The following is an 11,394-nucleotide window of genomic DNA, read 5'->3' as shown; positions in this document are numbered from 1 at the left end:
TGATTTGCGAGGAACCTAACAACTAAGATTGCAGTGCACAATAATAAAAATCAGCAAAAGTCAAGAAAAATATTTCGTATATACTTTAAAAATTGAAGTAATACTTCACTCATTCACCAGCGCACTGCGACGCAGCGGTTTTCCGATCATGTTTTCAAGAATATCCTGTTGGCGATCAAGGCAGTCCGTCAGCTGGAAACGCGTCTCGACCGTCCGGCGCGCTGCGGTGCGCATTTCGATGTAGCGTTCCGGATTCTTCAAGGCGCCGAGAATGGCCTCAGCGAGTGCATCCGTGTCGAAGAACGGCACCAACAGGCCGTTCTGGCCGGGGCATATGACCTCCTGGACAGGCGCGGTATCCGATCCGATGATCAGGGCGCCGCACGCCATCGCCTCCAACATCGACCAAGACAACACGAACGGATAGGTCAGGTAGAGATGCGCGGCCGAGATCTGGAAAAGCTGCCGCAAGACCGAATGCGGCACCACACCGGGAAAGAGGACATTCTCCCGCGGTATATCCAGCGACTTCAGGAGATGATCCTTCCACGCTCCACCGCCGGGCGGCGGCACGCCATAGCTGGCACCATCTCCGCCGACGAAGACGAACAGCGCATCGGGGCGCTGGCGCACAACCTTGGCGGCAGCCTCCAAAGCCTGTGGAAATCCGCGATACGGCTCAAGGTCCCGCGCGACAAAGGTGACAATGGGAGAGCCACCGGCACTGAGCATGCGTCCGTCCGCAAGCCTGACCGAAGCTGTCGGCTCCGGTCGAAACCGCGCCGTATCGATACCCTCGTGACACACCGAAATCCGCCCCCGGGCGTCGACGGGATAGAGACTTCTCTGCCACTCGGTGGGACTGATGCCAGCCTCAATGGCCTCAAGAGACAGGAGCTGCGCGATGTTGCGCAGCCGCAGCCTCTTGCGCTTCTCGAGATCGGGCTGATCGTCGGGGACGAACCCGACGTCCGCCCCTTCAGATCGGTAGAAGAACTCGCAATACCCCAACGCGGGCACCTGCGGCAGCACGTCCTTCAAGAACATCATGCTGCCCCAGCCGATATGGCCGACGACAATGTCGGGCACCAGCCGCTGCCGCGCCATGGCGTCGAGCGTTTCGGCGACGCGATGACCAATTCGCGCATGGTGATCAGGAATACCCATGTGCCGGGCCATGTGCGGGTCTGCGCGCGGGCCAGGTTCTGCTCGATGCCGAAAGACGAGAACGGATGGGATCTTCTGGTCTATGGTCTCGGTGATGAGGCTGACCTCATTGCCCGCCCGCGCGAGGCGAGCGGCCAAGGCTGCGAACTGACCGAAGCCCCGTCGATGAATAAACGCCACGTGCATCGCGACTAGTCCGCTATCGCCATGGCCACGGCATCACTCACCGCCTGGACGCCGTACCGTGAAGCTGCCCCAGGCCAGTTCGAGCCGGTGCAGCGTCTCGAAGGCCGTCTCGAGCATCCGCTGGTCTTGGTCGCTACGTTTCACTGCGCGCTCATAAGTCATCGCCGCGTCGCGAAGATTCGCCCTCAGCTGCCGCCCCTTCTCCGTCAGCTTGAGGCGTGCGGACCGCTTGTCGCGCTGGGAGGCAACGCGATCAATGTAGTCACCGTCGGCAAGCTGCTTCAGATAGTAGGAAACGTTGGAGCCAACATAATGCCCACGATCCAGAAGCTCGGCGACCGAGAGCTCCGAGTCGCCGATCGCCAGCAGAATCATCGCCTGTGCCGGCCCGATATCGTCGACACGCAGCCTTGTTAGCTCCGCGCGAATCAACCCGGAAAAGCGGCGGCTTGCCCGCTCCATGAGGCGAGCGAGCTCGAAATAGGTAATCTGCTCGAGGTCACCGAGCTCTGCACCCTGCAGATGTCCGGGGATTGCTCGTAGTGCCTGGTCCTTCAGAGTTCCAATTTCGTCATTCAGCCCCTCCGACAGACTAAATACGTAATCTTCATTCATTATACTCTCCATCTAAGAAATTACTTCAAAACTTGAAGTATATTCAAATATTGCCAATCATCATCGATCAACATGAGCTTGCACCATCCCACCCTTGTGTGCCAGATTGAGGGAAGCAATACTACGGTTCGTCCTGATTATGACCAAATCTGTCCTGCAACAGATGGATATAATGTTAACTCAAGGCAAACAGCCATGCGTGATACGGTTCAAAATGAGACAAAAAGCAAGGGAAAGATTGATGGCGGCCACGATAAGACAAATCCAGGGTTGCTGATATCGCAAGCCAAGCGCGTATTCTTGAGCGGGTTGCTTTATGCGGCAGCGCTAAGCGTGTGCCTGAACCTATTGCAGCTGACGTTGCCTATGTTCACGCTGCAGGTTCATGACAGGGTGCTCAACAGTCAGAGCATGGACACACTTGCCATGCTCATGATCCTAGGGATCGGCGCCCTTGTGGTGCTCGGCGTTCTGGAATTCATCCGTGCCCTCTCTTTCCAAGCCATCGGAGGCGCGCTCGTGCGCCGGCTAAACATGCCGCTCATGGCCGCCGCCGTTCAGGCCTCCGTCGATCAGGGACTGTCGCGCGCGACCCAGTCGCTTCGGGACATAGCAGAATTGCGAAGCTTCCTGACCTCGTCAGCGGTGACCGCACCCCTCGACGCGATCTGGTCACCGATTTTCCTCGGCGCCCTTTACTTTTTGCATCCGCTTTTTGGCCTTATCGGGACCGTGTCCGCCGCGCTGCTCCTTTGCGGCGGCCTGGTCACGGACCTTCTGACGCACCAACTCACCAAGGAAGCGAACCAGACAAACGTCGAGGCCGTGTCCAAGATTGGCGCATCGCTGCGACATGCCGAAGCCATCGAGGCGATGGGCATGCTACCAGCCCTAGCGCATCGTTGGCGCGCCCTGCAACTGCAGGCGCTCGACGCCTTCGAAGCGAGCGGGCTTAGGAGCAAGGCGATGTCGTCCATCACCCGCAGCCTGCGCTATACCATCCAGATCGTCACCATGGCAGCGGGTGCGTTCCTGGTGCTGCAGCATGAAATCACGCCTGGCGCGATGATGGCGTCGAGCATTCTTGTCGGCCGCCTCCTGATACCCTTCGATTCGGTCATCAACAATTGGCGGCAGTGGGTGCTGGCGATCGCGGGCTGGCGTCGCCTCGAGGCCGCGCTCAAGACGGACCTTGCCGTCCGCCAAACGATGCCCACGCCGCATTCGTCGGGCGACATCGTGGTCGACAAGCTCGTCTACGCAGCCCCGGGGCTGGATGTGCCGATCATCAAGGGCATTTCTTTCTCCCTCTCTCCCGGCGAGGTTTTGGGCGTGGTCGGTCCGTCCGCGGCCGGCAAATCGACCCTCGCGCGCCTGTTGGTCGGAATAGTGCGACCGACATCTGGCGGCGTCTTCCTCGACGGCAACAATACCTATCTCTGGGAACGCAGCTCGTTCGGTCATGTGGTCGGATATCTGCCGCAATCCGTCTCGCTTCTGGAAGGCACAATTCGGGAAAATATCGGGCGCATGGCCGACAGCGATCCATACAAGGTGCTGGAGGCGGCGCGACTGGCCGACATCCATGAGATGATCGGACGCCTGCCATTGGGTTACGACACACCCGTCGGCGACGGACACCTGACCCTCTCCGGAGGGCAGCGGCAGCGTATCGCGTTGGCGCGCTGCCTCTACAACCGCCCTCGCCTGATCGTCCTCGACGAGCCGAACGCAAACCTGGACTCTATTGGCGAGCGAGCCCTCATCCGCGCGATCCAGCACGCGCGCGAGGACGGCGCCATCGTCATCCTGATCGCACACCGACCAGCCATCATGCAGGTTGCCGATAAGCTGCTCGTGCTCGAAAACGGCCGCATCACACAGTTCGGGCCGAGAACGGATGTCATTCCCGCCGCCAAGCCCGGCGAACCGCACCGGGAGGTGGCCGCGATATGACGGAAAAGACTAACCTTGCGGTCCGCCCCGATCTTTCCGAACGTCGCCTCCAGCGGCACCAGCCGGTGTCGCTGCATGTCGGCCCCTCGGCCTTGGGTCTCGACCAGTTGGATGCCCGTTCACCGCTCCGCCGTCTTGTCATTGCGGGGGTCGCCACGATCCTGGTGTCCTTCGGTGGATTTTTTGCCTGGGCGTTTTCGATCGAGCTCAGCAGCGCGACCGTCGCCAACGGCACGGTCATCGTCGATTCGAAACGAAAGACCATCAGCCATTTTGAAGGCGGCGTGATTAGACGACTGCTCGTTCAGGAGGGCGACAAGGTTTCTGCCGGACAGCCGTTGATCGAGCTGGAGGATACGCGAGCCCGTTCGAGCCTGCAGTCACTCCAAGCTCGACGCATTGGCCTGATCGCGAAATTGGCTCGATTGAAAGCCGAGCAGGATCATATGCCGCAAATCAGTTTTCCACCCGATTTCGGCGATCCTTTGGACGTGATGGTCGAGGACGCCGTCAAGGCGGAGACGATTTTTTTCAAAAAGCGGCGCGAGGCCACGGACGGGCGCATCGAGGTCCAGAAGAAGACCATCGAGGAGTACCTCGAACGAGCAAAATCATTCGGCATCCAGATACAGGCAACCGACCAGCAGATCGGCCTCATCAACGAGCAGCGGACGACGATGGCAATGTTGGTGGACAAAGGCGCCGCACCGCGCACACGACTGATCGAGGTCGAGTCCAAGCTGAGCGAGCTTGCGAGGGAACGGAGCGAGCTTGTCGGCAACAAGGCCCAGGCCGAAAAAGCCGAGGCAGGCGCACAGCTTGGGCTGACCGGAATCGAAAGCGACTTTCAGTCCACGATTGCCGGGGAAATCACATCGGCACGCATCGAGCTCGCCGATGTGGAAGAGCAGATCACCGGTTCGAAGGACGTGCTGCGGCGTCTTGAGATCCGCTCTCCACAGGATGGTATCATCAGCAACATCATGCTGCGCACCCCTGGCAGCGCGGTCACGCCCGGCCAGCCGCTGCTCGAGATCGTTCCGGAAAACGAGCCGCTGCTGGTCGAAATGAGCGTCAATCCTCGCGACATCGATAGCATTGCCGTGGGCTCTCGGACGCAAATCCGGATGACAGCCTATAATCAGCGTTCCCGGCTGCCAATGGAAGGCACCATCACTTATGTCGCCGCAGACCAGTCGGTGGATGAAAAGTCAAACAGTGCGTTTTTCGTCGCGCGAGCAAAACTGGATGCGAAATCGCTCAAGGCAAACCCCGACGTCCACCTCTATCCCGGAATGCCTGCGGAGGTGCTGATTATCCACGAGCCGCGCCGTGCGATCGACTACCTCACCTCCCCCGTCCTAGAGAGTTTCAATCGCGCCTTCAGGGAAGACTGACGTTTGAAATGCGAGGCACGCACACGGCCCATGTAATGTACCGCAAAATTTGAAGTAATTTAAAAGTAAACCTTAGAAAAAATACTTCATAAAAGCCAACATTGTCGAATAAATGTACAAATATGACTCATATCGAGAAATTTATTTCTCATAATCTGGCATTTATGCCTTCACGCACGCTTGCGCTTAGTTTTTTTGCAGTGCACATTTCATGCGCGAAATCGTCGCACCCGTGCGCCGACGACGCGTGCACATAAATCAGAAGAGGAGAGGCAGATGGCCACATTGGAAGGCGGAGCATACGACGACGCGCTGTTCGGCTCCCGCTTCAACGACTTCATTCGCGCCCATGGGGGCGATGATTTCGTGAGCAGCGGCAACGGGCACGACCTGGTGTTCGGCGGTGACGGTGACGACTTGCTGTTCGGCGGAAAGGGAAACGATTCCCTGTTCGGCGACGAAGGCAATGACTTGCTAAATGGTGGAGACGGTCACGACAATCTCGTCGGCGGCTGGGGTGATGACCTTCTTTACGGTGATAAGGGCAACGACATCCTGTTCGGCGGACAGGGAAGTGACCTTTTGGCCGGCGGCAAGGGCAACGACATACTTTATGGCGGCGATGGTGCCGACATCATCGATGGCGGCGCCGGCAACGATGTCCTGGCAGGCGGTGCTGGCCATGACGTCTTCGTCTTCGATGGCGGCGGCGGGAATGACGTCATTCTCGACTTTACCGCGGGCGAGGATCTGTTGCAGATCTCGAAGGGCATCAATGGCCTCGATGTGTCTGCGCCCGAAGACCTGGCCTCGCGTGTCACACAGGTTGGCGGCAATGTCGTCGTGGATCTCGGCCATGGCGATACGCTGACATTGGTAAATGTCGATGCCGACGACATCCAGGCCCATCCCGACCACTACTTCACCGTTCACTGAGCATAAGCTCTGCGCGCCCTGCCTCCTCCCGTGGGGCGCGCTATTCCGATCAGAGGGATAGCCTGTGACGTTCGACGAAGCGATAGACGCCACTGGCGTTTTCAGGAGCGCAAAAATCTTTCGGCTCGGCGCAGAGCTGGCCGTCCTAATCTGGGACCTTCCCCCAGCCCTTCCCGCGGCCACAAGGTGTCTGTTGTCCATGGACCAGTCGCCGATACCGCTCGTCAGCATGATGCTTCCGCTTGGCAATGGAAGACAACGGATGTTCTGGGCGTTGAGACCGGGCAACCAGCCGGTTAATGTGGGCATTTGCACGGAAGACGGCAGCACCGCCGAAAGCACCGTGATGCAGCCGGCGCGCAGGCTCGTGCCTCTCGATGTGGAGGCCCTGTTCGCGGATCTCGCGCCAGATGCCCGCATCAAGTTCGTCAGCAACCTGCTGACTGTGTGGCGAAGCGCCTTCCGCATCGCCGGCGATCATCTTTTCAACATGGTGGTCGAAGACGCCCTTCACGCGCTCGTGCCGGAGCCGCAGGCAGCCAGCATCGTCTGCCAGGTTGCGCAAGGACGCCATCTGATCGAAACGGCTGTCAGCCCGGATCTGGGCGAGATCACAGCGATCTATGCGATCGGCGCAGCCTCGATCACACGCATGGCCATAAGGCCTGTCCTCGGACGCAACGCGAAACACGGCTTGCAATCGTGCCATTTCATCGCAGACGCGGCTTTCCCTGTGTCTCTCATCGTCCTGCTGAGCAAGAATGGCATCGCCATCCGCCAGCTTGCCGACGGCAAGCCTCGTTATCAAAGCCTTCCGGCTTGGTGGAACAAAAACCGTGAAGCCGTAGAGCTGCGCGAATTGATTGTCCGTCGGCTCGCCGCGTTGCCGGAAAGCGGTGCCGCCACGGCGATCGATCTTCAAGTTCGTGCACCACTGGCGACAAGCCGGATTACCAAGTCGTCAATGCATCCGTCCGGAGAGGTCGATCTCGCTCTGGCGCTCGATGGCGGTCTGCTGGCGGGTGGCTGGTTTCATGCGCCGTCGTCCGCGTTTGCCGGTATTGACTACGTCAAGGAGGACGGCATAGCCGTGCCGCTCGACGCCAACAGCTACGAATTTCCGGCATGGGCGCAAGGCAAGGATGACAAGGGCAAGACGGATGTGACCGGTTTCGTGGCCTGGGTCCCACTGGCCGAATCCCCCGGGCCCCTCCTGCAGCCGCGATTTCAGATGCGCCTTGCCTCGGGAGCGGTCAAACCGCTGATACCCAACCCACAACCTTTCGAGCCCGCCGCACAACGAAACCATGTTTTGCGCGCCGTGCCGCCGCAGCATGCGGTCGATGGTGCATTCCGCACGATTCTCGCCCCAGCCTTGCAGGAGATAGAACAACGGCTGGGCAGGACCATAGAGGTCGCCAGCACCAGGGACTACAGCCTGCCCAAGAGCGCACCCCTCGTTTCCATCGTCGTGCCCCTCTACAAGGTCCTCGATTTCCTGCGCTTCCAGATGTCTGGGATGGCTACGGATCCATGGCTCGCGGCGAATGCCGAGGTCATCTATGTTCTCGACTCGCCCGAAATCCAGGATGAGACGGAGCACCTGCTCGGCGGCCTGCACCTTCTGCACGGGCTGCCGATGAAGCTGGTGATCATGAATCGTAACGGCGGTTATGCGCGTGCCTGCAATGCCGGCGCACGGTTTGCACGCGGCGACATACTTGTCATGCTCAACTCGGACGTCGTGTCGAGCGCGCCCGGCTGGCTTCAGGTGCTGTCGCGGGGGCTGCTGGAAAGCGGCAAGCTGGGTGCCGTGGGTCCGAAACTGATCTTCGAGGACGGATCTTTGCAGCATGCAGGCCTTTATTTCGGCCGAAACGAGCGCGGGATCTGGCTGAACCACCATTTCCACAAGGGCATGCCTGGCGACTATGCGCCTGCGCAACATCCCCGCGAGGTTCCGGGCGTCACCGGCGCTTGCCTCGTGACCCGCAGGGAGACTTACGAGCGGGTCGGCGGATACACGGAGGATTACGTGATCGGCGACTACGAGGACAGCGACCTCTGCCTCAAGATCCGGCGCCTCGGGCTCCAGATCGCCTACGAGCCCGCGGCCTGCCTCTATCATTTCGAGCGCCGCTCGATCCGCCGCAGTCAGGATTACATGCGCGGCGTCGCAAGCCAATACAATTCGTGGCTGCACACGCAGCGCTGGGAAGACGACATCACCGAACTGATGGCGAACCAATTCGGCAAAGTCCCGGATCGACCCGCCGCCGGAGTGAAAATCCGGGAAAGGAACGCAGCGTGACGCAAGTCGCACTCCTGCAGCCCCCCGCACCGGCACGGCTGATCGATGAAGATCGTGTTCGCTGGCTAATCGAATCCGTTCGGGGCAATCGCTTTCTCCCGCAACCGGACTCCACCGACGCCTTCGTGGGAGACGGTGATTTTCGCGCGATAGGGGCGGAGTTTCTGGGTTACTTCATTCGCCTCGGCGGCCTGCGCGAAGACAGCCGCGTGCTCGACATTGGATGCGGCATCGGCCGGATGGCCGTGCCGCTCACCCAATATCTCGATCCGCAAACGAGCCGCTACGATGGTATCGACCCGGTCGAAGGCGGTATCGGCTGGTGCCAGCGGACGATTACGCCCGCCTACCCCAAATTCTCCTTCCAGCGACTGGACATCGCGCACGAACTATACAATCCGAACGGCAAGATCAGCGGGAAGACCTTGAGGCTTCCCTTTCCGGATCGTCATTTCGACTTTGTCATCATGACGTCCGTGGTCACGCATCTGCCGCCCGCGGAAGTTCTTGTCTACCTCGCCGAGGTCCGCAGGGTCCTGGCGCCCGGCGGGCGCCTGTTCATGACCGCCTTCGTCGTGGACCAGATCGCGGCAGCAAACGAACATGGACGACGCGATCCGCGCCTCGCCTTCCGCCGCTATGGCGAAAGCCCATGCTGGTTCGTGCCCAACCAGCCGCCGCTTGCGGCCGTCGGGTTCGAGGACGGCTTTCTGTACAAGGCGCTCGAGCGGGCCGGGCTCTCGCTCGCCCTGAAATCACTCGGCCACTGGCGCGGCACCGGCGCGGGTCACCATCAGGACTTTATTGTGGCGAAGCGCCGGGGAAATGGCCGATGAGCAAGCGTATTCTGGTGGCCGCCCACAACCATCCCTCCCTTCACCCGGGCGGAACGGAGATATTCGCTCACGACTTGTTCCGTGCCTATCAGCGCGAGGGTCACGAAGCCCTGTTTCTCGGGGCCACGAACCAGATCCATCGCGAGGCCAGACCGGGCACCAGCTTTCAGAGCATCGGTTCGGCGGGAGATGAGATCCTGCTGTGGTCAGGTCACTTCGATCGCTTCTTCATGAGCCAGATCGATCTCTATGGTGTCGTGCCTGATATAGCGGAACTGCTGCGCGAGTTCCGGCCGGACGTGGTTCACCTCCATCACCTGCTGCTGCTCGGCGCCGAGTTCCCTCACATCGTCCGCCGCACCTTGCCCGACTGCCGGATCGTCATGACGCTGCATGACTACTACCCGATCTGCCATCATGACGGCCTGATGGTGCGCACCGGCAGCAAGGAGCTTTGCCACCAGGCCAGCCCTGATCGCTGCCATGCCTGTTTCAAGGACATCCCGCTCGACCGCTTCGCCCTGCGCGAACGCCACCTGAAGGCCCTGTTGAGCACGGTTGACCACTTCGTCTCGCCAAGTGCCTTCTTACGGGACCGTTTTGTGCGGTGGGGACTGGACGAGGACAGGATCAGCGTCATTCCCAACGGCATCCCCCACCGAAATGCCGGTGCGCGCAGAGAGCTGCTCCAGGACGGGAGGCCGGTCTTTGGATATTTCGGAAATCTCAATCCCTGGAAGGGGGTCACCGTATTGCTCGACGCTGCGCGCCAGCTTCTCGCGGATGGCCTTGATTTCGAACTCCGCGTCCATGGCGGCGCGCCCTTCCAGAAAGAGGCCTTCCTAGACGAAATCAATCGGCGTTTTTCCGAAACCGCTGAGTCCGTTCAGTCCCGAGGACCCTACCGGCGCGAGGATATCGGCGATCTCGTGGCTGCGGTCGACTGCACCATCGTTCCTTCCGTCTGGTGGGAGAACGCGCCGCTCGTCATTCAGGAAGCCCAGGCTCAGGGCCGCCCGGTGATAGCCAGCAACATCGGGGGAATGGCTGAAATGATCGAGCATGGCGTCAACGGCCTGACTGTTCCACCCAACGATTCCCGAGCGCTCGCCGCGGTGATGCGGAGAATATTGGAACAGCCGAACCTGCTGCGTCAGTACTCTGAAAACGCTCGCAGGCCCGACGACATCGACACGACCGCCCGCCGCTACCTTAAGCGGATGGAGACGGTACAGGTTCAGGCATAGGAGACCCCATGACCAATCCCGCCCAACGACCGGATGCCGCATCCGAGCAGGATAACGCCAAGCCGATGAACGGCCGGGTGGATGCTATTGACATGGGTCGGATCTTCGGTTGGGCATTCGATCCGATGGCGCCGGACCAACGGGTGACCATCCGTGTCCTGCTCGATGGCAAGGTGATTGCCGAGGCGGTCGCTGATCGCAATCGTCCCGACCTGAAGCGCAATGGTATTGGCGACGGCAAACACGCATTCGAGATCGCACTGCCTGATCCTGTCCAGTCGCGTGCGAACGATATCGTCGTCATGGCGCGAAATGGAAGCGGTTCTGAACAGGCCTTGCGCGTTCCCCAGCCAGACGAGCAAGCGGCAGAAGCTCTGATTGCCGCGCCGCTGACGAAAGTGCTCGACAAGCTCGATGTACTGATGGCGGCGCAGCGGCAGCTGCAGGTCTCACAGCGCTCACTGCAGCGCACACCAGACATCGATGCCGACAAGATCGCGAACCTCAACCTGAGGGAGGTCAGCGACACCGTCGAAAGCCTCAGAGTGGATATCAGCCAGCGGCTCAATGATCTCGATGTCCATCTTATGCGGCTGGACGGGGTGGTGGCAGGAATGGAGAAGAACCTCGATATATTGCGCAAGCGTGCGAACGGCGAGTTGAAGCCCTCGCTGTTGCTGCTGTTCGTCCTCGTGGGATTTGCCGCGGGCGCCGGGCTTGCACTGATTGCCAGGATCTAACAC

8 protein-coding genes and 1 pseudogene are annotated in these 11,394 nt (G+C 60.1%); 7 read left to right on the top strand and 2 right to left on the bottom strand.

Annotated elements, in window-relative coordinates:
* Nucleotides 1–105: 105 nt before the first annotated feature.
* Nucleotides 106–1,353, bottom strand: coding sequence for a glycosyltransferase family 4 protein (locus tag BN77_RS26610; RefSeq protein WP_007538028.1), 1,248 nt, complete (start codon nucleotides 1,351–1,353; stop codon nucleotides 106–108).
* A 5-nt stretch (nucleotides 1,354–1,358) separates the two neighbouring features.
* Nucleotides 1,359–1,968 (bottom strand): annotated as a pseudogene (locus BN77_RS26605) (MarR family transcriptional regulator).
* Between the two features lie 195 nt (nucleotides 1,969–2,163).
* On the opposite strand from BN77_RS26605, the gene BN77_RS26600 reads away from it, so the two are divergent.
* The 7 genes from BN77_RS26600 (at nucleotide 2,164) to BN77_RS26570 (ending at nucleotide 11,391) form a co-directional block, all read left to right on the top strand.
* Nucleotides 2,164–3,924, top strand: a complete 1,761-nt coding sequence (locus BN77_RS26600; RefSeq protein ID WP_007538024.1) for a type I secretion system permease/ATPase — start codon at nucleotides 2,164–2,166, stop codon at nucleotides 3,922–3,924.
* Complete coding sequence (locus tag BN77_RS26595) at nucleotides 3,921–5,321, top strand: HlyD family type I secretion periplasmic adaptor subunit (protein WP_007538022.1); 1,401 nt, start codon at nucleotides 3,921–3,923, stop codon at nucleotides 5,319–5,321. The genes BN77_RS26600 and BN77_RS26595 overlap by 4 nt, the downstream gene beginning before the upstream one ends.
* Before the next feature lie 276 nt (nucleotides 5,322–5,597).
* Nucleotides 5,598–6,257: a calcium-binding protein gene (locus tag BN77_RS26590; RefSeq protein WP_007538021.1), complete on the top strand. Its 660-nt coding sequence runs from the start codon at nucleotides 5,598–5,600 to the stop codon at nucleotides 6,255–6,257.
* 64 nt (nucleotides 6,258–6,321) lie between these two features.
* Nucleotides 6,322–8,568 (top strand): glycosyltransferase family 2 protein, encoded by a 2,247-nt coding sequence (locus BN77_RS26585; protein ID WP_007538019.1) that lies wholly within the window; start codon nucleotides 6,322–6,324, stop codon nucleotides 8,566–8,568.
* Complete coding sequence (locus BN77_RS26580) at nucleotides 8,565–9,404, top strand: class I SAM-dependent methyltransferase (protein ID WP_007538017.1); 840 nt, start codon at nucleotides 8,565–8,567, stop codon at nucleotides 9,402–9,404. The genes BN77_RS26585 and BN77_RS26580 overlap by 4 nt, the downstream gene beginning before the upstream one ends.
* Nucleotides 9,401–10,651, top strand: a complete 1,251-nt coding sequence (locus BN77_RS26575; protein ID WP_007538015.1) for a glycosyltransferase family 4 protein — start codon at nucleotides 9,401–9,403, stop codon at nucleotides 10,649–10,651. The genes BN77_RS26580 and BN77_RS26575 overlap by 4 nt, the downstream gene beginning before the upstream one ends.
* Before the next feature lie 8 nt (nucleotides 10,652–10,659).
* On the top strand, nucleotides 10,660–11,391 hold the full coding sequence (locus BN77_RS26570; protein ID WP_007538013.1) for a hypothetical protein: 732 nt from the start codon (nucleotides 10,660–10,662) through the stop codon (nucleotides 11,389–11,391).
* Nucleotides 11,392–11,394: the final 3 nt, after the last annotated feature.

The organism is Rhizobium mesoamericanum STM3625 (genome assembly GCF_000312665.1).
Classification (GTDB): domain Bacteria; phylum Pseudomonadota; class Alphaproteobacteria; order Rhizobiales; family Rhizobiaceae; genus Rhizobium; species Rhizobium mesoamericanum.
This window is presented reverse-complemented; position numbering and strand designations above follow the sequence as displayed.

Excerpts from the sequence above, each read along its gene's own strand:
- BN77_RS26570 (WP_007538013.1), top strand. The coding sequence starts at position 10,660 with ATGACCAATCCCGCCCAACGACCGGATGCCGCATCCGAGCAGGATAAC.
- BN77_RS26575 (WP_007538015.1), top strand. The coding sequence starts at position 9,401 with ATGAGCAAGCGTATTCTGGTGGCCGCCCACAACCATCCCTCCCTTCAC.
- BN77_RS26590 (WP_007538021.1), top strand. The coding sequence starts at position 5,598 with ATGGCCACATTGGAAGGCGGAGCATACGACGACGCGCTGTTCGGCTCC.
- BN77_RS26610 (WP_007538028.1), bottom strand. The coding sequence starts at position 1,353 with ATGCACGTGGCGTTTATTCATCGACGGGGCTTCGGTCAGTTCGCAGCC.
- BN77_RS26595 (WP_007538022.1), top strand. The coding sequence starts at position 3,921 with ATGACGGAAAAGACTAACCTTGCGGTCCGCCCCGATCTTTCCGAACGT.
- BN77_RS26600 (WP_007538024.1), top strand. The coding sequence starts at position 2,164 with ATGCGTGATACGGTTCAAAATGAGACAAAAAGCAAGGGAAAGATTGAT.